This is a genomic window from Vibrio sp. CAU 1672 (assembly GCF_029223195.1).
Lineage (GTDB): Bacteria > Pseudomonadota > Gammaproteobacteria > Enterobacterales > Vibrionaceae > Vibrio.
Window position 1 is genome coordinate 34,767 of the sequence record NZ_JARHUF010000027.1, and the last position, 21,417, is coordinate 56,183.

The 21,417-nt window shown below is 51.5% G+C and carries 16 protein-coding genes; 12 read left to right on the plus strand and 4 right to left on the minus strand.

Annotation, left to right across the window (positions count from 1 at the left end; translation table 11 throughout):
- Positions 1 to 74 precede the first annotated feature (74 nt).
- The 8 genes from P2G85_RS18385 to tldD all read left to right on the plus strand — a co-directional run bounded on the left by P2G85_RS18385 (position 75) and on the right by tldD (position 10,891).
- On the plus strand, positions 75 to 1,118 hold the full coding sequence (locus P2G85_RS18385) for a rod shape-determining protein (protein ID WP_275865523.1): 1,044 nt from the start codon (positions 75 to 77) through the stop codon (positions 1,116 to 1,118).
- Between the two features lie 161 nt (positions 1,119 to 1,279).
- Positions 1,280 to 2,170 (plus strand): rod shape-determining protein MreC, encoded by an 891-nt coding sequence (gene mreC / locus P2G85_RS18390; RefSeq protein ID WP_275865524.1) that lies wholly within the window; start codon positions 1,280 to 1,282, stop codon positions 2,168 to 2,170.
- Positions 2,160 to 2,648 (plus strand): rod shape-determining protein MreD, encoded by a 489-nt coding sequence (mreD, locus tag P2G85_RS18395; protein ID WP_275865525.1) that lies wholly within the window; start codon positions 2,160 to 2,162, stop codon positions 2,646 to 2,648. Before mreC ends, mreD begins: the two co-directional genes overlap by 11 nt.
- Positions 2,649 to 2,652: 4 nt before the next feature.
- A complete protein-coding gene (locus tag P2G85_RS18400) occupies positions 2,653 to 3,222 on the plus strand; it encodes a Maf family protein (RefSeq protein WP_275865526.1) in 570 nt (189 codons plus the stop codon).
- A 21-nt stretch (positions 3,223 to 3,243) separates the two neighbouring features.
- A complete protein-coding gene (gene rng, locus P2G85_RS18405; protein WP_275865527.1) occupies positions 3,244 to 4,713 on the plus strand; it encodes a ribonuclease G in 1,470 nt (489 codons plus the stop codon).
- Between the two features lie 10 nt (positions 4,714 to 4,723).
- A complete protein-coding gene (locus P2G85_RS18410) occupies positions 4,724 to 8,599 on the plus strand; it encodes a YhdP family protein (protein WP_275865528.1) in 3,876 nt (1,291 codons plus the stop codon).
- A 13-nt stretch (positions 8,600 to 8,612) separates the two neighbouring features.
- Positions 8,613 to 9,443, plus strand: coding sequence for a carbon-nitrogen hydrolase family protein (locus tag P2G85_RS18415; protein ID WP_275865529.1), 831 nt, complete (start codon positions 8,613 to 8,615; stop codon positions 9,441 to 9,443).
- A gap of 2 nt (positions 9,444 to 9,445) precedes the next feature.
- The gene (gene tldD / locus P2G85_RS18420) at positions 9,446 to 10,891 is read left to right on the plus strand and encodes a metalloprotease TldD (protein WP_275865530.1); all 1,446 of its coding nucleotides are present in this window, start codon (positions 9,446 to 9,448) and stop codon (positions 10,889 to 10,891) included.
- A gap of 57 nt (positions 10,892 to 10,948) precedes the next feature.
- On the opposite strand, the gene P2G85_RS18425 is transcribed toward tldD, so the two are convergent.
- The gene (locus P2G85_RS18425) at positions 10,949 to 12,325 is read right to left on the minus strand and encodes a PhoH family protein (RefSeq protein WP_275865531.1); all 1,377 of its coding nucleotides are present in this window, start codon (positions 12,323 to 12,325) and stop codon (positions 10,949 to 10,951) included.
- Positions 12,326 to 12,855: 530 nt separating this feature from the next.
- On the opposite strand from P2G85_RS18425, the gene rapA reads away from it, so the two are divergent.
- Positions 12,856 to 15,765: an RNA polymerase-associated protein RapA gene (rapA, locus tag P2G85_RS18430; protein WP_275865532.1), complete on the plus strand. Its 2,910-nt coding sequence runs from the start codon at positions 12,856 to 12,858 to the stop codon at positions 15,763 to 15,765.
- A 102-nt stretch (positions 15,766 to 15,867) separates the two neighbouring features.
- On the opposite strand, the gene P2G85_RS18435 is transcribed toward rapA, so the two are convergent.
- Positions 15,868 to 17,133, minus strand: coding sequence for a divalent metal cation transporter (locus P2G85_RS18435; RefSeq protein ID WP_275865533.1), 1,266 nt, complete (start codon positions 17,131 to 17,133; stop codon positions 15,868 to 15,870).
- A gap of 222 nt (positions 17,134 to 17,355) precedes the next feature.
- Between P2G85_RS18435 and rluA the strand changes: the two genes are divergently transcribed.
- Positions 17,356 to 18,108, plus strand: coding sequence for a bifunctional tRNA pseudouridine(32) synthase/23S rRNA pseudouridine(746) synthase RluA (gene rluA, locus P2G85_RS18440; protein WP_275865534.1), 753 nt, complete (start codon positions 17,356 to 17,358; stop codon positions 18,106 to 18,108).
- 38 nt (positions 18,109 to 18,146) lie between these two features.
- Positions 18,147 to 19,109: a D-2-hydroxyacid dehydrogenase gene (locus P2G85_RS18445; protein ID WP_275865535.1), complete on the plus strand. Its 963-nt coding sequence runs from the start codon at positions 18,147 to 18,149 to the stop codon at positions 19,107 to 19,109.
- Positions 19,110 to 19,190: 81 nt separating this feature from the next.
- On the opposite strand, the gene yjgA is transcribed toward P2G85_RS18445, so the two are convergent.
- Positions 19,191 to 19,718, minus strand: a complete 528-nt coding sequence (gene yjgA / locus P2G85_RS18450) for a ribosome biogenesis factor YjgA (protein ID WP_275865536.1) — start codon at positions 19,716 to 19,718, stop codon at positions 19,191 to 19,193.
- Positions 19,719 to 19,827: 109 nt separating this feature from the next.
- Here yjgA and pmbA point away from each other — a divergent pair, with 109 nt between their 5' ends.
- Positions 19,828 to 21,171: a metalloprotease PmbA gene (gene pmbA, locus P2G85_RS18455; protein WP_275865537.1), complete on the plus strand. Its 1,344-nt coding sequence runs from the start codon at positions 19,828 to 19,830 to the stop codon at positions 21,169 to 21,171.
- A 50-nt stretch (positions 21,172 to 21,221) separates the two neighbouring features.
- Here the strand turns inward: pmbA and P2G85_RS18460 are convergent.
- The coding region (locus P2G85_RS18460; protein ID WP_275865538.1) for an integrase core domain-containing protein at positions 21,222 to 21,417 on the minus strand (196 nt) is incomplete at its 5' end.

Below are 21,417 nucleotides of genomic sequence, written 5' to 3' on the forward strand. Positions count from 1 at the left end.
TTGCTGTGACAGCGAGGCATTGGTACATTTAGGACAATTTTTGTCTTCTAATTTTTGCAGGATGAACGAAGAATATGTTTAAAAAACTTCGTGGCATGTTTTCTAACGACCTATCGATCGATTTAGGTACTGCCAACACTCTTATTTATGTCAAAGGACAGGGCATTGTCCTCGATGAACCTTCAGTCGTTGCTATTCGTCAGGATCGCGCTGGTTCCGCAAAAAGTGTCGCAGCGGTAGGTCACGCAGCAAAACAGATGCTTGGCCGTACGCCGGGTAACATCTCTGCGATTCGTCCTATGAAAGATGGTGTGATTGCTGATTTCTATGTGACGGAAAAAATGCTCCAGCACTTTATCAAACAAGTGCACGACAACAGCATCCTTAAACCAAGCCCGCGTGTCCTGGTTTGTGTCCCTTGTGGTTCTACCCAGGTTGAACGCCGTGCGATCCGTGAATCTGCGTTAGGCGCGGGTGCGCGTGAAGTGTACCTTATCGATGAGCCAATGGCGGCAGCGATCGGTGCCGGTCTGCGCGTTTCTGAACCAACAGGTTCGATGGTGGTTGATATTGGTGGTGGTACCACAGAAGTTGCGGTTATCTCATTAAACGGAGTGGTTTATTCATCCTCTGTGCGTATTGGTGGTGACCGGTTCGATGAAGCGGTCATCAACTATGTGCGCCGTAATTACGGCAGCCTGATCGGTGAAGCAACCGCCGAGAAGATCAAGCACGAAATCGGCTCTGCCTATCCGGGTGATGAAGTGCACGAAATCGAAGTGCGTGGCCGTAACTTGGCTGAAGGTGTACCACGCAGCTTTAGCCTGAACTCGAACGAGATCTTAGAAGCGTTGCAAGAGCCGCTGTCAGGTATCGTCTCTGCGGTGATGGTCGCATTAGAGCAGTGTCCACCTGAACTGGCGTCTGATATCTCTGAAAACGGTATGGTGCTGACCGGTGGTGGTGCTCTGCTGAAAGATTTGGATCGCCTGCTGATGGAAGAGACCGGGATTCCTGTCGTTATTGCAGAAGATCCCCTGACTTGTGTGGCTCGCGGAGGCGGTAAAGCGCTGGAAATGATCGACATGCACGGTGGCGATCTGTTCTCTGAAGAATAAGTTAATCTGGTGAAGCTTACCAAGCTTCACCTTGTTACTTCTGCACTCTCAATCATCCAAAACGCTACAACACCGGAAAGGTGATAAGAGCCCACTCTTATCCCGTCGACGGAGGCCAGTATAGGCTTAGTGATCATGGTAGCATTCAGGTCCAAAACAAGATGAAACCGATTTTTGGCAGAGGCCCATCCCTGCAATTGCGTCTTTTTCTTGCTGTCATTGTGTCAGCTTGTTTGATGCTGGCCGACAGTCGTCTCGATACTTTTGCCAACGTACGATATCTGCTTAACAGTATGGTGGCCCCTATCCAATATGCGGCCAATTTACCACGCACTATGTTCGATGGGGTGTTTGAACGTTTTCATACCCGCCAGGAATTGATTGAAAGCAACCGTAACCTTAAGCGAGAAGTCTTGCGGCTTAAGAGTGAGCTGATCTTGCTGGAACAGTACCGGGAAGAAAACCAACGCTTGCGTAAGTTGCTTGGCTCATCATTTGTTCGCGATGAGAAGAAGGTCGTGACGGAAGTGATGGCGGTTGATACTTCGCCGTATCGTCACCAGGTTGTGATTGATAAGGGCCGTACTGATGGCGTGTATGTTGGTCAGCCGGTGATTAATGAAAAAGGGATTGTTGGCCAGGTGACCTTTGTCGCCGCGCACAATGCGCGCGTGTTACTGCTGACTGACGCGAAAAACGCGATCCCGGTTCAGGTGATCCGTAACGACATCCGGGTGATCGCTTCGGGTAATGGCGAAATGGATGAAATCCAGCTTGAGCACATTCCTACCAGTACCGACATACAGGTAGGGGATTTACTGGTCACCTCCGGGCTGGGGGGCATTTATCCTGAAGGCTATCCAGTGGCCTACATTTCGATGGTGGATCATGATACCCGCCAGGAATTCGCCTCGATCAAAGCTGAACCGGTGGTGGAGTTTGACCGCTTGAGGTATCTGTTGCTGATATGGCCAAATGAAGATCGACAACATAAAGTCTTACAGTCTAACGAAAGTGAAGACCGAGCAAATGAGGTAAGCCATGGCCAATAGTGTATTAAGAAGCAAGATGGTTATTGGCGTCAGCTTTTTGGTCGCCCTGGTGCTGCAGACCATTCCCTGGCCCGGGGTGCTCGATCTGCTGCGTCCGTCGTGGCTGTTTCTCGTCACTTGCTATTGGGTACTGGCATTGCCACACCGGGTGAATGTCGGTAGCGCGCTGGTAGTGGGGTTGTTGTGGGATATTCTGATCGGCTCAACGCTGGGGATCCGCGGCATGATGATGTCGATCGTGATTTATCTTGTGGCACTGAACTTCTTAGTGATCCGCAATATGGCATTGTGGCAACAGTCTATTTTAATAGCATTTTTTACCGTTTTACTCGAGCTGCTGATATTCTGTGGGGAATATTTGAACCAGGACGTAGTATTCAATCCATTATCGCTATGGACGGCGGTAATAAACTGTATACTTTGGCCATGGATGTTTTTACTGATGCGGCGTATCCGCCGTTTGTGGCATGTAAGGTAATGTCGTGAGCAAAGCTATCTCTCTGGTCTTAGCCTCGGGTTCACCAAGAAGAAAAGAGTTACTCAGTCAACTCGGGTATGATTTTGATATTGTGCTTCCGGATATAGAGGAAGCACAACGGCCTGATGAGCAACCGCAAGAGTACGTGCTGCGCTTGTCGCTGGAAAAAGCACAGGCAGGCTTGGCATTGGCTAAGCCTGATTCCGTTGTGCTGGGATCCGACACCGTAGTGGTGTGTGATGAGCAGGTGCTGGAAAAGCCACGCAGTTTTGAAGATGCCAAACGGATGCTGATGCAGTTATCCGGTCGTCAGCATCAGGTGATGACCGCGGTGAGCGTCGTCTCGTCTGAACAACAACATTCGGTGGTTGTTACCACTGATGTATGGTTTAAAACCCTGACTTTAGAGGAACTCGAACAATATTGGCAGTCAGGTGAACCATGCGATAAAGCTGGCAGTTATGGTATTCAGGGACTCGGGGGACGCTTTGTCACCCGGATAGAAGGAAGTTATCACGCCGTAGTCGGCCTACCTATGTTTGAAACTGACCAGCTCTTGCACGAATTTTTATAAATTGTATTTTGAGGTGCGCACATGAGTGCAGAGTTGCTGCTTAACGTGACCCCGAGTGAAACTCGTGTGGCCATGATTGAAGGCGGAGTACTACAAGAAGTTCACATTGAGCGCGAGGCTCGGCGTGGCATTGTGGGTAATATCTATAAGGGTAAAGTCAGCCGGGTTTTACCGGGCATGCAGGCTGCATTTGTCGATATTGGCCTGGACAAAGCGGCGTTTTTGCACGCGTCGGATATTGTTCCTCATACCGAGTGTGTGGCAGAGAACGAAAAGCAGCAGTTTCAGGTTCGTGATATTTCGGAACTGGTGCGTCAGGGGCAAGACATCGTGGTACAGGTGGTGAAAGACCCGCTCGGTACCAAAGGGGCACGCCTGACCACTGATATCACCCTGCCGTCACGATACCTGGTCTTTATGCCGGGAGCCAGCCATGTCGGGGTTTCACAACGTATCGAAAGTGAACGCGAGCGAGAGCGGCTGAAGAAAGTGGTCAGTCATTACTGCGATGAACACGGCGGTTTTATTATTCGCACTGCTGCCGAAGGTGCGGATGAAAAAGAGCTTTCACAAGACGCGGCCTTCCTTAAGCGTCTGTGGACTAAGGTGATGGAGCGTCGTTCTAAGTACAAAACCCGTTCGACTCTCTATGGTGAGCTTGGCCTGGCGCAACGTATTTTGCGTGATTTTGTTGGTACAGAGCTGGATAAGATCCTGGTTGACTCACGTATGGAGTATGAAAACCTGATCGAGTTCACCTCTGAGTATGTCCCTGAGCTGACGGATAAGCTTGAGCTGTACGAAGGGGATAAGCCGATTTTTGATATGTACGATACCGAGAACGAAATTCAGCGTTCTCTGGAGCGTAAAGTCGAACTGAAGTCGGGCGGTTACCTGATCATTGATCAAACCGAAGCCATGACCACCGTCGATATTAACACCGGTGCGTTTGTCGGGCGGCGTAACCTGGAAGAAACTATCTTTAATACCAATATTGAGGCTACTCAGGCCATTGCACGTCAGTTACGTTTGCGTAACCTGGGCGGTATCATCATCATCGACTTTATCGATATGTCATCGGAAGAGCACCGGAAGCGAGTGCTTGTTTCACTGGAAGCGGCATTGGCAAAAGATCGGGTAAAAACCAATATCAACGGTTTTACCCAGTTAGGCCTGGTTGAGATGACCCGCAAGCGCACGCGTGAAAGTATTGAACACATCTTATGTTCTGGTTGTCCTACTTGTGAGGGGCGTGGAAGTGTCAAAACAGTGGAAACGGTGTGTTATGAAGTACTGCGGGAAATTACCCGGGTTAACCGTGCTTACGACGCCGATAATTTCGTGGTTTATGCATCCCCTTCTGTTGCCGAGGCACTGCTGGGCGAAGAGTCCCACGCACTGGCGGAACTTGAAGTTTTCATTGGTAAACAAGTCCGTGTGCAAGCCGAGCCTTTGTATATTCAGGAGCAGTTTGACGTCGTTATGATGTAATGGAAATTTTGTGAGTTCTGGTTTTCAACGTTTAGGGCGCTTTTGTGCGTGGAGCTTGGTTACACTACTGGTGCTATTGGCCATTGTAGTGACCAGCTTGCGTATAGCCTTACCTCACCTTAATCAATTTCAAGATGAGATCAAAACCTGGGTCAAGCACGGCACAGGTTTTGATTTTTCTATCTCCAGTGTGGCCGGGGCCTGGCGCAACAGCCACCCTTCCGTGGCACTTATTGGCTTAGAAGCTAATCTACCTGACAATAATGATGCGCGTTTTGCCGTGGATGAAATCCACATCGAGTTCGATTTGCTCCAGTCGCTGTGGCAGTTCAAGCCGGTGGTGGCGGATTTGTCTATTCGCAATCTGGCTTTGGACATTCGGACTGTGGATCTTCTGCCTCAGGCGGAAGTGAGGCCGCAGGCAACCAGCGAGCCAAGCGAAATCAAACTGATCGATCAGCTTGACTCTCTGTTTTTACGCCAGTTTGAAGACTTTACTATTGCCGATTCAAAAATTTGGTACAAATCGATCTCGGGTGAAGAGCGTCGCCTTGATATCGACCAGCTGCGCTGGAGTAACCAGGGCCGGCGCCATTTCGCTGAGGGTACGGTCAGCATTGCCGACGCGAAACTCAACTCTTTGCAAGTAAGTGCTAACTTTTTTGATCATGGGTCTTTGCGCGACGTTTCAGGTGAGTTTTATATCAGTGCACTGGATGTATCGGTTACTCCCTGGCTAACCCATTACATCCAGACGGAATCGGGTATTGAGTCGGGGAAAGTCAGCCTGAACGTTTGGTTGACGTTAAGCCACAGCCAGCCTAGTGATGCGTATGCTGAATTACAACCTTCGGAGCTGGTGTGGAGTGAAGATGGGCGTCATGAACTATTAGTCGAATCTGGCAGAGTGAAGCTTTCACCGGATAGCAATGGCTGGAAAGTAAGTGGTCACTCATTTCAGATCCGCACAGATGACATGCCCTGGCCTGAACTCGATGTGGCGTTTGACTGGCAGCCAGAGGGCTGGGTGTTAAACCTGTCTCAGGTGGATATCGAAGCCTTGCTCCCGCTGGTAAAGCTAATGCCGGATTCTGCTTCACTGAGTCAGCAGTTACAACAATTGGCGCCGAAAGGCGAAGTGGAAGATATCCGTATATCGATGCAAGACGGTTGGGAGTCTCTGCGTTATTCTGCTGAGCTGGAACGTTTAGGGTTAACTCAGTGGGATTTGCTACCCGGCTTTCATCAGGTACATGGCCGACTGTCTGGGGATCTTTATCAGGCCCAAGCTAGCATTAACGTGATTGATGATGTTTTTCCCTATGGTGATGTCTTTCAGGCTCCGCTGAATATCAAGCAGGGGGAAGTCGAGATCAACTGGCAACGTGATGAGCAAGGCTGGCGTTTGTGGTCGGATAAAGTCACTGCAGCAACCCCGGATCTACAGGTCTTAGGGGCTTTTCGTCTCGACTTTCCAATCCAGCAAAGTCCTTTTCTGTCTTTTTATGCTGAAGCGGATTTGTATAACGCCGGGGAGACCTGGCGCTATCTGCCAACGTTGGCGCTTGGGCAAGAGTTGACCGATTACCTGTCGGCAGCCATTCAAGGTGGTAAAGCTAATACGGCCAAACTGCTTTGGTATGGTGAACTGGGTGATTTTCCTTATCATCAGCACAATGGCATGTTCCAGGCCTGGGTGGGGCTAAAAGAGGGTAAGTTCAGTTTTGACACCGCCTGGCCACCGATCACCGATTTGCAACTCGATTTGTTGTTTGAAAACGATGCGATGTACCTGGATTCCAGATCCGCCACCTTAAAAGGGGTCACGTCAAAGCAAATAACCGGCCGGATCCCGTCGCTGGCTCCCGACGGACATATCGAAATCGAAGCCAAAGCCAGCGCCCCGGGCAATGAAGTGCGTGATTATATGATGGCGACGCCACTGGTTGACTCGGTTGGTGCTGCACTGACGGCCTTGCAGGTTAGTGGCCCGGTGTCGTCGGAGTTTCAATTAAGTATCCCCTTTGACCTGGATCAGGAGGCGCGAGCCTGGGGATTTGCTGATCTAAAGGCCAATCCGGTTGAGATTGATGCCCCGCCGATGAAGCTGGAAAAAGCCACCGGGCGGATCTATTTTGACAACGATGTGGTGACCACTTCAGGTTTAGCCGCAGAGCTGCTGGGACAGCCGATTTCAGTTGATTTCAGAGGTGAAAGTGCTGAACAGGGCTATAACGTTGTGATCAATACCATCGGTGACTGGGAAGTGGAGCCACTGAAGCCTTATCTGGGTGAACGGTGGCTGAGCTTGGTCTCAGGGTATGCCCCCTGGCAAATGGACATCGATTTGCAGCTTAACGACATCGGTTTTACTTATCAGATCGACGTGCTGGCACAGTTAGCGCCACTGGTCAGTGATTATCCTTACCCGCTGGCTAAACCTGCCGGTGAGGTTGCCCAGGCTAAGCTGCAGGCTTCCGGAGATCAGCAGAGTGTATCGGCGCGACTACAACTTCCGCATGCCAAATACCAAACCGAAATCGATATCAGCGGCAGTGTGCCGTTGTTAACCGCCTCGAATCTGGTGCTGGGAGAGGGGGAGTTTAAAGTCAGCCCGGTGGTTGGCCATCAGGCTAATGTGAAACTGGATAAACTCAATCTGGATCGTTGGAGCGCGTTGATGCAGCTGCCGGAAAGCGAAGCCCCTTCGGTGTTGTCTGACATGACGACGCCGAAAATACCGCTGCCGACCCAGATTAATGCTGATGTTAACTCACTGACGTTGGGCGGTATTGAGTTTAATGATGTGGACTTCCACGCGCGCAAGAAGAACCTCAGCTGGCAGTTGGATGTCAACAGCCAGGAGATGAAAGGCAAAGCAAACTATTTGCAGCCCTACGAGTTAGCGGTTTCTCTGGAGCGTTTGCATCTTTACATCCCCGGCCTGGATGAACTGGCCCAGACGCGTGGTTCACTGTTCGCTAATGACGATCAGCAGATGCCGTTGATTTCTGATTTTGACCGCCAGCTCCATACCGCTATGCCCAATTTGACCCTCAACATTGATGATTTCTGGTTGCAGGGTTACAAAGTCGGCCAGGTTAATGTTGGTGTGCAACGCCGTGAACAGCGCCTTGAGTTGAACCAGGCGACCATTCGCAGTGGGAAAAACCGGGTTGATTTGACCGGTTGGTGGGAGTTGGATGAGCATCGCAGTCACTCCAGTTTGGTAACGAAAATCATCAGTGATAACAACACCGAATTGATGGAGCGGTTTGGTATTACTTCTGGGATCCAGCAGGCACCGTTTGAGCTCAGCTCCAACATGGAGTGGGAAGGGGCACCGTGGGCAATGCAGACCAAAACCCTGCAGGGGGACGTGTCGACCGAGTTTGGTAAAGGGGTGATCTCTGAAGTCAGCGGTGCAGCAAGACTGCTCGGTTTATTTAGCCTTGATTCTATTATTCGTAAGATGCAGCTGGATTTTACCGATGTCTTCGATAAGGGGATGGCGTTTAACTCAATTACCGGCACGGGCCGATTCCAGGACGGGGTGTTCGTGACCAATGACATTGTCATGGATGCCCTCGCGGGGGAGATGAAAATTCGCGGCATGGCCGATATCAATACCAAAATGGTCGATGCTGAAGTTCAGTTTACCCCAGACGTGACATCTGGTATTCCAATGCTTACCGCATTTGCGGTGGCACCCCAAACGGCATTATATGTTTTGGCGATATCCACCGTGATCTCACCGGTAGTCGAGGTTTTTACTCAAGTTAACTATGAAGTCAAAGGCTCGCTGGATTCGCCGACCGTAAAAGAGATCTCCAGGAGTAAAGGCGAGTACAAATTACCGGAAAAACTCCTCGAACAAGCTAAATAAGGAACCTTCGCATATGGAACGTGTGGGTATCATTCAAATGACGTCCGGCCCGGATATAGAGGCCAATCTGGCGGAAATCGACCGGCAATGTCAGCTCGCTGCGGCACAGGGGGTACAATTGGTAGTGACGCCGGAAAATGCGGTTTTGTTCGCGCACCGCGAGGCCTACCACCAGCATGCTGAGTGGCTAAACCATGGCCCTATTCAGGATCGGCTGGCCGGGATGGCCCGTCGGTATCAGGTCAGCGTTGTTTTAGGCAGTATGCCGATCCGAACCGAGAATGGCGTCACGACCACCTCGTTGCTCTTCTCACCGCGCGGCGAGTTACTGGCTCATTATGACAAGTTGCATATGTTTGATGTTGATGTCACAGATGGCCACGGCAGTTACCGTGAATCAGACACCTTCAGCGCCGGGGAGCGGACTGTGGCCGCTGAGAGTGATATTGGTACGCTTGGGCTGAGTATTTGTTATGATGTGCGCTTCCCTGCGCTGTACCAGGCACTCGCTGAACAGGGGGCGGAGATCCTGCTGGTGCCGGCCGCGTTTACCGCGGTGACCGGCGCTGCGCATTGGGAAACCTTACTGAAAGCCAGGGCGATTGAAACCCAGTGCTGGGTGATAGCCTGCGGGCAAACCGGAACCCATCCTTGCGGCCGGCAAACCTGGGGCCGCTCGATGGTCATTTCTCCATGGGGCGAGGTATGGGCGCAGTTGGGCGATGAGCCGGGGCTGCTGGTTACTGAGATAGATTTGTCACAATGCCGACAAGTGAGGCAGAATATGCCGCTAACCCAACACAATCGATTTCAAATTCAATTGAAACGGAAACAAAAGAGCTAATTATGAGCACGAATCAAATTGAACAGGCACTGCTTGCCCCTAATGGTCTGACCGAGCAAGATATTGCTGATACTCTAGCCAGTATCGCCACCCGTCAGATCGATTATGCGGACATCTATTTTCAGTCCAGCTGGCATGAGTCCTTGGTTCTTGAAGACAGCATCATCAAAGACGGCTCTTTTAACATCGATTGTGGTGTCGGTGTGCGCGCGGTCACCGGAGAGAAAACTGGTTTTGCCTATTCGGATCAGATCCAGCTTGAGGGCCTGATGCAGAGTGCGATTGCCGCCCGAGGCATCGCCCAACACGGGCAGAATGGTAAGGTGCAGGCCTTCAAGCGCCATGATAACCAGGCTTATTACCAGGCGGTAAACCCGTTGATGTGCTGGGAAAAACAGCAGAAAACTGAATTGTTAAAGTCTTTGGATGCCTATATTCGCACCAAGGAGCCGCTGATCAAAGAGGTATCGATCAGCTTAAGTGGCGTGCATGAACAGATGCTGGTGGCCGCCACGGATGGTACCTATGCCGGGGATATCCGTCCCTTAGTCCGTCTTTCTATCAGTGTGTTAGCGCAAAAAGGCGATCGCCGTGAGCGGGGCAGCGCCGGAGGCGGTGGCCGTTATGGCTACGATTTTTTCCTGACCGAGAATAACGGTGTGCAACAGGCGTTTGAATTTGCTGATGAGGCGATACGCATGGCGCTGGTTAATCTGGAAGCGGAAGCTGCACCGGCGGGCACGATGCCGGTTGTACTGGGCTCTGGTTGGCCGGGCGTGCTGCTGCATGAGGCTGTGGGGCATGGCCTGGAAGGCGATTTTAACCGTAAAGACTCGTCAGTCTTCTCCGGTAAGCTCGGGCAACAAGTGACGTCTCCGTTGTGTACGATTGTCGATGACGGGACGTTGACCGATCTGCGTGGTTCTTTGAACATCGATGATGAAGGGGTAAACGGCCAGTACAATACCCTGATTGAAAACGGGGTGCTGAAAGGCTATATGCAAGACAAACACAATGCGCGTTTGATGGGGGTTAACCCGACGGGGAATGGGCGCCGTGAGTCTTACGCGCACCTGCCGATGCCACGCATGACCAACACCTACATGTTGCCGGGTGAGCATAGCCCGGAAGAGATCATCTCGACGGTCAAACGCGGCCTGTATGCGCCTAATTTTGGTGGTGGCCAGGTGGACATTACCTCTGGCAAATTTGTCTTCTCGACTTCTGAGGCGTACATGATTGAAGATGGTAAGATCACCCGCCCGGTAAAAGGCGCGACGTTGATCGGCTCGGGAATCGAGGCAATGCAACAGGTCTCGATGGTCGGCAACGATCTCAGCATCGATAAAGGGGTTGGGGTTTGTGGTAAGGCTGGTCAAAGCGTACCGGTCGGTGTCGGACAGCCAACCCTGAAACTCGATGCGATAACCGTGGGTGGTACAGAGTAGGTTACCCGAAAACCGGACGAGGAAGAGCGCTCATTGAGCGCTCTTTTGTGTTGTGCCCTATAAATTTTCTTCGGCAAACTCAGCCAGGCGGCTACGTACAACCCCATTGAGGTGGATGTTGGTACTGCCTTCGAAGTTTTTAAACCGCTCTACCATATAAGTCAGTCCGGAGGTGACCGGGGTTAAGTAATGTGAGTCAATTTGTGCCAGATTTCCGGAGCAGACGATTTTGGTGCCCTCACCACAGCGGGTGATGATGGTTTTGATTTGTGAGGCGGTTAAGTTCTGGCATTCATCCAGCAGAACAAACGCATTCTGGATCGAGCGACCGCGCATGAAGTTGATCGATTTGAACTGGATATTGGCCTTGTCACAGATGTATTTTAAAGAGCCTTCGGTACAGTGATCGTGTTTGTGCAGCGCTTCTAAAGTATCGGTAACCGCCGCCAGCCAGGGCAGCATTTTTTCCTCTTCGCTGCCGGGCAAAAAGCCGATCGATTCACCGATATCCGGGGTATTACGGGTAACGATGATCTTATCGAACATGTTTTTTTCGATGGTTTGTTCCAGCGCTGCAGCCAACGCGAGTAAGGTTTTACCGCTACCGGCGGCCCCGGTGAGGATCACCAAATCAATGTCCGGATCGAGCAGCGCATCGAGCGCCATGCCCTGATAAATGTTTTTCGGGGTAATGTCCCACGCTTTGCGGTGCAGCATCCGCTCGCGGCTGAGATCCAGCAGGGTCAGTTGCTCTTCGTTGATCGATTCGACCCGGGCGGCAAAATCGCTCTCTTCGTCGATAATGTATTGATTGAGGAAGGTCGGTTCAAACGGCTCCCGGCTGAGCTTGTGGTAGGTGCGGCCACCCAGCGTATAACTGTCTACTTCCTCGACCTTGCTCCAGAAGTTCCCCTCGCACAGCTGGAATCCTTTGGTTAAGTATTGTACGTCATCAATCAGTTGATCGGTGCGGTAGTCTTCGACATAACGCACCCCGGCACCTTTGGCTCTCAGGCGCATGTTGATGTCTTTGGTCACCAGTACCACTTCCCGTGGTGCTCGTTTGTTTTGCAAATAGAGTACTGCATTGAGAATACGGTTATCGCCGGCTTTATCGGCGAAGGCTTTGACGGTTTCTTGCAGTTCAAAATCAGCCAGAATAGCAATGCTGCCCTGTTCGGGGCACTCTTTGTTGACCGGTATCCCTTCTGAAATGTCTTCCGGGGTGGAATCCCGGAACAGATCTTCAAGAGCCCGAATTGCCACGCGTGCGTCACGCGCCACGTCGCGTTTACTGTCTTTGATGCGATCGAGTTCTTCTAAAACGGTCATCGGAATGACGACATCGTGTTCCTGGAAAGAAAAAATAGCGAAAGGTTCATGAAGCAGGATATTAGTGTCGAGGACAAACAGTTTCCGATCGGTATCGCCCATAGATACTCCTTGCCGCTGCGCGGCGTTGCTGGCTGAGAGCCGGGTGGCACACAGCATCGAACCAGCTCTGGCTCTGACTTTTGCAACAGAGGTCATCGGGCGTAGCGGTTAGTAGCGCAACCGAGTAGCAAGACGACTTACTGCAAACCCGTGTTGATCCTAATCGTGTAATCACGCACTTTTGCTTATGCAGCAACGTGCTCCTCAATTGAATTATACGTAAGAATCACTGACTACAAGCTAATAATTGTCATGAGTTTTTTACAATTTGATTGCATTCAGAGTTAAACAAAAAAAGTTTGTACGAAAGGCCGTTTACACGTGACCTGAATCACGGCTTCAAGTAAGATTAGCGACCTTTTTCTGCGCTTGGATACCGCTCGGATTATGATGTTGCGGTGGCCGGATTTTAAGCAGGGTAACGCGGTTAAACATGCGTTGCCCACGTAGCAGAAGCCAGAAACAGATCTAAACTATTACCCATGCCGGATGGGTAAACCAACAATGAACAACAACGAGGTAGTCAATTCATGACATTTGCTTTGGGGCAGCGCTGGATTAGCGATACGGAAAGCGATTTAGGTTTAGGTACCGTCGTAGCACTGGATGCACGCACCGTGACATTGATGTTTGCAGCATCAGAAGAGAACCGAGTTTACGCACGTAATGATGCACCAGTGACCCGAGTAACGTTTAATGTTGGCGATGTGATTGACTGTCAGGAAGGCTGGTCACTGAAGGTGGAAGAGGTTCTGGAAGACCAGGGACTGTACACCTACTTTGGTACCCGCGAAGATACCCAAGAGACCGCGGTCGTGCTGCGTGAGATTTTCCTCAGTAACCAAATTCGTTTTAACAAGCCGCAAGATAAGTTGTATACCGGCCAAATCGATCGGATGGACAATTTTGTCCTGCGCTATCGTGCGTTGCAAAACCAGTATCAGCAGCATAAAAGCCCGATGCGAGGCCTGTGCGGTATGCGTGCCGGCTTGATCCCGCACCAGTTGTATATCGCGCATGAAGTGGGTCGCCGCCATGCTCCACGGGTATTGCTGGCGGATGAGGTCGGTCTGGGTAAGACCATTGAAGCCGGGATGATCATCCATCAGCAAGTGCTGTCCGGTCGCGCTGAACGTATCCTGATTGTGGTACCGGAAACCCTGCAGCACCAGTGGCTGGTGGAAATGCTGCGCCGTTTCAACCTGCATTTCTCAATTTTCGATGAAGAGCGCTGTATTGAAGCGTTTGCTGAAGCGGAAAACCCGTTTGATACCCAGCAATATGTACTGTGCTCACTGGATTTTCTGCGTAAAAGCCGTAAGCGTTTTGAACAGGCGCTTGAAGGCGAGTGGGATCTGTTGGTGGTGGATGAGGCGCACCATCTGGAGTGGAGCCAGGATAAGCCAAGCCGCGAATACCAGGTGGTGGAAGGTCTGGCAGAGCGTACCTCGGGCGTACTGTTGCTGACCGCGACCCCGGAGCAACTGGGCCGCGAAAGCCACTTTGCCCGTTTGCGCCTGCTCGACCCTGACCGTTTCTATGATTACGACGCGTTTGTGGAAGAAGAAGAGCAGTATGCCCCGGTGGCGGATTCGATTACTGCACTGTTCTCCGGCGAAACACTCTCGGATGAAGCGAAAAACCAGATTACTGAACTGTTGTCGGAACAAGACGTGGAACCGCTGTTCCGCATTATTGAAAGTGCCACGGAAGAAGAAGCGGTGGCCTCAGCCCGTCAGGAGCTGATTGATAATCTGATGGACCGCCACGGCACCGGTCGGGTGCTGTTCCGTAATACCCGTTCGGCGGTGAAAGGCTTCCCGGTGCGGAATGTGCATTTGTTGCCGATGGAGATCCCGCAACAATACAGTACCTCAATGCGCGTGGCTGGCATGATCGGCGGCAAGATGAGCGCCGAAGCCCGTGCGGTGAAAAACCTTTACCCTGAAGAGATCTTCCAGGAATTTGAAGGTGAAGATTCAAGTTGGTGGCAGTTTGACTCCCGGGTCAACTGGCTACTGGAAAAGATCAAAGAAAAACGCAGTGAGAAGATCCTGGTGATTGCATCACGCGCCAGTACGGCACTGCAGCTTGAGCAGGCCCTGCGTGAACGTGAAGGCATCCGTGCCACAGTGTTCCATGAAGGCATGTCGATTCTGGAGCGGGATAAAGCGGCGGCGTATTTTGCCCAGGAAGAGGGCGGTGCGCAGGTGCTGATCTGTAGCGAAATTGGTTCGGAAGGACGTAACTTCCAGTTTGCCAACCAGTTAGTGATGTTCGATCTGCCATTTAACCCGGATCTGCTTGAACAGCGTATTGGTCGTCTGGACCGGATTGGTCAGCAACGTGATATTGATATTCACGTTCCATACCTGAAGGGGACCTCGCAGGCAATTCTGGCTCGTTGGTTTGATGAGGGGTTAAACGCGTTCGGCGAAACCTGTCCAACCGGCCGTGCAGTGTATGACAAGTATGCCGATGCGCTGATCGAAATGCTGGCTTCTGGTGATACCAGTGAGCTGGATGAGGTCATTGATGCGTCGGCCAAGCTGAATAAATCTCTGAAGGCACAACTGGAGCAGGGCCGGGATCGCCTGTTGGAAATGCACTCTAACGGCGGTGAAAAAGCCCAACAAATCGTAGATAAAGTCGCGGCGACCGATGGCGATACCAATCTGGTAACATTTGCACTCAGCCTGTTTGATACCATCGGCCTAAACCAAGACGATAAAGGCGAAAACGCCCTGGTGGTGACCCCGTCTGAACATATGATGGTGCCAAGCTACCCTGGACTGCCGTATGAAGGTGCTACCATCACCTTTGATCGTGATACGGCGTTGTCACGTGAGGATATGCATTTTATCAGCTGGGAACACCCGATGATCCAGGGCGGGATCGACCTGCTGATGAGTGAGGGCGTCGGTACTTCGGCTGTGTCACTGCTCAAAAACAAAGCCCTGCCGGTAGGAACCATTTTGCTGGAGCTGATCTACGCGGTGGATGTGCAGGCACCGAAACGCAGCGGCATTGCCCGCTTTTTGCCGAAAACGCCAATCCGTTTGATGATGGATGCGCGTGGCAACGATCTGTCTGCCCAGGTGGAGTTTGAAAGTTTCAACCGCCAGCTCAGCCCGGTCAACCGTCATCTGGCGAGTAAGTTGGTTACCTCGGTACAAAGTGATGTCCATCGCCTGATTGAAGCCGGTGATGTGTTGGTGGAGCAGCAGGTTGAACAAGCACGTCAGCAGGCGCAACAAGAGATGAACCAGAGCCTGAATGCGGAACTGGAGCGTTTGCAGGCGCTCAAAGCGGTCAACCCGAATATCCGAGATGAAGAGATTGAAGCGATTGAAGCGCAAGTACAAGAGTTGAGTGGGTATATCAACCAAGCCCAGGTTCAGCTTGACTCACTGCGTTTGATAGTCGTCAGCCATAACTAAACAGCGCATGTCAAATAAATAAGGCCTTCATCTGAAGGCCTTTGTTTTATCTCAGCCAGGGAAGTGCTATTACCCTGAGCCTGCTTGTCGGTGTAGGCCGGATCACATCAGCCACTTCCACCAAATGAATAACGCCAGGAAGCCAAATAGGTAAATCAAGCCAGCAACGGATAGCCATTTCAATTTAGTGCCCAGTGCCAATGGTTGTGGTAATTCAGTTCTGCTCACAAGAATATAGTTCAGCAGCGCAAAGAATGGGGTCGTCATGAAAGCGAGGACCATGGCAAAATCAAGCATAGGTAACAGTGCTGACGCCCAGAACACAATAATAGCCAAAGCCAGAAGCGACACGGTGACCATAATTGCCGAGGTTACGTTGGGATTAGCTTGTGTTTGGCTGCGAAGCAGGCGCTGCGAGTCAGAAATGACTCGGGAATAGCCATCGATCACGGTGATGGTACTGCCGAAAATACAGAAAAACGCGATCGCCGCGATTAGATACCGTGACCACTCACCAATGGTGGAGGCGTACAAGCCAACCAACTGGTGCGAAAATCCCACCCCGGAACTCTTCAGTTCAATACCTGAGCCGTGCAGCATGAGTGAGCCCAGAGACAAAAAGACAATAGCCAGTATGGCTGTGCCGATGTAACCAACATTGAAGTCAAACAAGGCAGAGCGCGGGGTTACTTCTTGCTGGCTTGACTGGCGCTTGAGCCAGGCAGAGGTTAAGCAGGAAATCTCTATCGGAGCGGGCATCCAACCCATGGTTACGACAATAAAACCAATTGCAGCAACAGACCAGGGAGAAGGGGCCTCAAAGTTTGCCACCGGCTCTACGGGGTTATTAAAAGCAATGGCCACCGCCAGTAATGTGGCAAGGGTAAGGACCGACATGATCACTTTGGATAACGTATCTAACGCCTTGTAGTGCCCGGCGATGAGAATGGTCAAACAGGTCAGCAGCACAATGACACTGAGTGACGCCATAGAGAGTGAAAATGGAATGAAGTAGCCCAGTAAACTGACGCTGAACATCAGCAGGGCCGCTGTATTGATCACCGCCGACACTGAACTCAGAAACAGGAACACCCACAGGTAGGGACGTCCGAGTTTGGCATAGCCTTCCACCAGTGTCAGACCGGTGCCCATGGTATATTGCACCCCGGCACGGAAAAATGGGTATTTAAACAGATTGACCAGCAGGATCAGTGCGGCTAGTTGCCAGCCGTAGATAGCGCCGGCTTTGGTTGAGGCCACAAGGTGGGATCCTCCAACTGCGGCAGAGGCCATCAGAATGCCGGGTCCTAACGAGCGCATGAATTGGGAAAGCCTGGATTGGGGGCGGGTTGGTACTACGGATTCCATGTGTATTTCTGTCCTTTGATGTTATTGATTACATACAAATAACATGCATATTAATGCTGTCAATAAAAACTTACGCTTTGGGATTTTGTTGTTTTTTGGTCCGGGTTGACATTCTTTCTTTTTGGTGGGCCATTTGCATTTGGCGGGCCGGTGTGTTTTCTCCGCGCATCTTGGTGAGAGTCAGGTATAATTGGCGCGTTTTAATTGAGTAGAGACTGACCCATGGCAATGCTTGAGTACACGCCACCGACCGATCCCTGGACTGAGATTGTTTATGAAGACGAGCATATTCTGGCGGTCAATAAGCCATCTGGCTTGTTATCGGTGCCCGGGCGCCTGGCGGAGCACCACGACAGCATGTGGAGCCGGCTGCAAGAGCAGTACCCAGATATCCAGATAGTGCATCGCCTCGACATGTCGACTTCTGGCCTGATGGTTCTGGCCAAAAATAAGCGTGCGGAAAGTGCCCTGAAAAAGCAGTTTCAGTTTCGCCTGACCCATAAAATTTATTACGCCCGGGTCTGGGGGCATGTCGATCCGCAGCAGGGGGAAATTGACCTGCCTTTGATCTGCGACTGGCCAAACCGGCCGTTGCAGAAAGTCTGCTTTGAGCAGGGAAAACCATCTAAAACGCGCTTTGAAGTCACAAAGCGTGAGCTGCATCCGGGCGGGGAGAAGACCACCATCGTCCGCCTGCTGCCGGTGACCGGACGTTCACATCAGCTGCGGGTACATATGCAGGCGTTGGGGCACCCGATTGTCGGGGATGAGTTTTATGCCACGCCTGAGGCGAAAGCGTTCTCTGACCGTCTGGCGTTGCATGCCTCAGAGCTGAGTTTTTATCACCCCCGGAGCCACTGGTTGCGCAGTATTTTTGTCGCGTGTGACTTTTATCCTGAAGCGCAAGAGATGATCTTTGATATTTTTGATCCGGAGCGTAAATTACCGGATTATAAAACACTGCCACGTCCGTAACTGGCGATTGCCCGGCAGTGAAAGAAAAAGGAGTTTTTATGTCACTGCCTAAAGTGGTGTTTCTTGACCGGGCCACCATCCCGGCTCACATTTCCCTTCCCCGCCCGGCGTTTGCGCACCAGTGGCTGGAGTATGATGTGACTTCAGAGCAACAGGTTGTTGAACGGGCTAACGATGCCGAGATCGTGATCAGCAATAAGGTGTTGCTCGATCAAACTGTGCTGGCTCAACTGCCAAAGCTGAAAATGATCGCCATCGCGGCGACGGGATTTAATAACGTTGATGTGGAGTTCTGTGCCGCGCGGGGGATCGCGGTGGCCAACGTACGTGGCTATGCAACCCAAACGGTCCCCGAGCATGTGATTGCCATGCTGTTTGCTCTGCGCCGGAACCTGTTCGCCTATCATCAGGATATTGCCCGCGGCGAGTGGCAGCGTAATCAGCAGTTCTGCTTTTTTACCCATCCGATTGGCGATGTGGCTGGCAGCACCCTGGGGGTTATCGGCAGTGGTACGCTGGGGAAAGCCACCGCCAAGCTTGCCCGGGCTGTGGGGATGAAAGTGCTGTTTGCTGAGCGTAAAGGTGCAAGTCAGTGCCGGGAGGGGTATCTGCCGTTTAATCAGGTACTGGCCCAGGCCGATGTGATCAGCTTGCATTGCCCGCTTAATCACGATACCCAGGATCTGATAGGCCAAGATGAACTGGCGCAGATGAAGTCCAGCGCGATTCTGATCAATACAGGCCGGGGAGGGTTGGTGGACGAAAACGCCCTGGTCGAGGCGTTACGCAGTGGTGAGATCGCTGCAGCTGGTTGTGATGTGTTCAGCCAGGAGCCCGCAGATCAAGATAATCCATTGATCGCCAGTATGCATCTGCCAAATTTGTTACTTACCCCACACGTGGCCTGGGGCAGTGATTCATCCATTCAGCGGCTGACTAACATTCTTATCGACAACATTAATGCTTTTCAGGCGGGGGAGTCGCTTAACCGTTTGGTGTAGCCAGGTGCACGCCTTGGCCGGCGATATAAAAAAGCAGACCCGGAGGTCTGCTTGGTTGTATTTTGTGTAGAGCCGGAAGAGTTAAATTTCTTCGTCATTGAGCTCTTTGAGGATCTGGAAAATCTCGCGGAACGCTTTGGCCGGTTTACCGGCTTTTTTCTCCTTCGCCGCCTGGCGGGCCAGTTGGCGCAGGCGTTGGCGGTCGGCTTCCGGATACAGCTCCATCACATCACTGATGGCACTGTCGCCTTCTTCCACAACGCGATCACGCAGGGTCTCCAGTTTGTGCAGTGCCGCAGTTGCCTGGGAGTGCTTGTTGCGCACTTTATCCAGCGCCGCCTGGATCGGCTCTGGATCCTCATGACGCATTAACTTACCGATGTATTGCAGTTGGCGGCGGCGAGCTTCATTTTTAAAACGCTGCGCATCAGCAATCGCTTCACGCAGATCGTCACTTAAAGGAAACTTCTCTAAAACCGCAGGTTTAAGAGACACCAGTTCCTCACCCAGTTTTTGCAGCTCTTCCATGTCGCGCTTCATTTCAGTCTTGCTGACCCAAATGATCTCTTCTTCCGGTTCCCATGGCGCCTTTTGATTCTTACGTGCCATTTTTGTAGCCTGTCTTTGATGGATAATATGACTATTTTAACAAGAATCTTGGGGAGAAAGCGAAAATCTTGTTATTCTATTGGCAACTAAAAATATGATGTGAAAGACAATGGATATTAAACAGCAGGTTGCCGAGCAACGAACTGAGCTAGAACAAGCCGTTGCCCGGGCACTCGATATCGCCTCAGCGAAATCGGATGCCGCCGAAGTTGCGATCACCAAAAGCACCGGTCTGAGTGTTTCCACCCGCATGGGCGATGTGGAAAATGTCGAATTTAACAGTGATGGTGCGTTGGGCATTACCGTTTACCGGGGCCAGCGTAAAGGCAGCGCGTCAACGTCTGACTTGAGCCAGACCGCAATTGAGCAGACGGTCCTGGCCGCGTTGGATATCGCCCAGTTCACATCAGAAGATCCATTTGCTGGCCCGGCACCGAAAGAGTTGATGGTAAAAGAGATCCCGGATTTGGATTTGTTCCACCCTGATGCACCGGATCCGGACTATGCAGCGCAGGTTGCGATTGCGGCCGAGCAGGAGGCACTGAACTACAGCGATGTCATCAAACAGAGCGATGGCGCGAGCTATGACAGCCACTATGGCGTAAAAGTTTATGGCAACAGCCATGGTCTGCTGGCCAGTTATGCTTCCAGCCGTCACAGCACCAGTTGCTGTGTGATTGGCTTGGGCAAAAATGGTGAGATGGAACGTGATTACAGCTACACCGTCGCCCGCCATCGTGACGATCTCTGGACACCGGAAACCGTTGGGCGCTTGGCGGCAGAAAAAACCATCAGTCGCCTTGACCCGCAAAAACTCAAAACGGGCCACTACCCGGTGATGTTCATGTCTGATGTGGCAACCGGGCTGATGGGCCATCTGGTTATGGCGATCAGTGGCGGGAACTTGTATCGCAAGTCCTCTTTTCTGCTGGATAAGCTGGGCGAGTCTGTGTTGCCGGAATGGTTTAATATCAGTGAGCGTCCGCATATTAAACGCGGCCTGGCTTCTAGCCCGTTCGATAGTGAAGGGGTCTTTACCCAGGATCGTGAAATCATCACTGATGGGGTGCTGGCCACCTATCTGTTGACCAGCTATGCGGCTCGCAAGCTTAATATGACCCCAACCGGTCATGCCGGTGGCATCCACAATTGGTTTGTCCAGTCAACCGGACAAGATTTTGAGCAAATGCTGCAAGAGCTCGGCACCGGCTTGCTGGTCACGGAAGTGATGGGCCAGGGGGTGAACATTGTCACTGGTGACTATTCGCGCGGCGCGGCAGGCTTTTGGGTTGAGAACGGGCAAATTCAATACCCGGTATCGGAGTTTACCATTGCCGGTAATCTGCCGGACATGTTTAAGCAGATTGTTGCTGTGGGGAATGATCTGGAAACCCGCTCACAGATCCAAACCGGCTCAATTTTAATTGGACGGATGAAAATCGCCGGTGAATAGCCAGCTTGGCGTGACATTGACCCGTCCTGATATGGGTTGACACTTTTTAACTAAAACGCTCGATGTACTTCATCGGGCGTTTTGTATTTCAAAGCCGTATGAGGCCTCATTTGATTATAGATATCTACGGATTCTGCTACCATTTTCCTCGCTTCTTCCAGATCTTTCGGTTTCCTCAGTAAAAGTTCCATTTTGAGTATCCCATTTACGCGCTCTGCTAAAGCATTCTGATAACAGTCATACCCG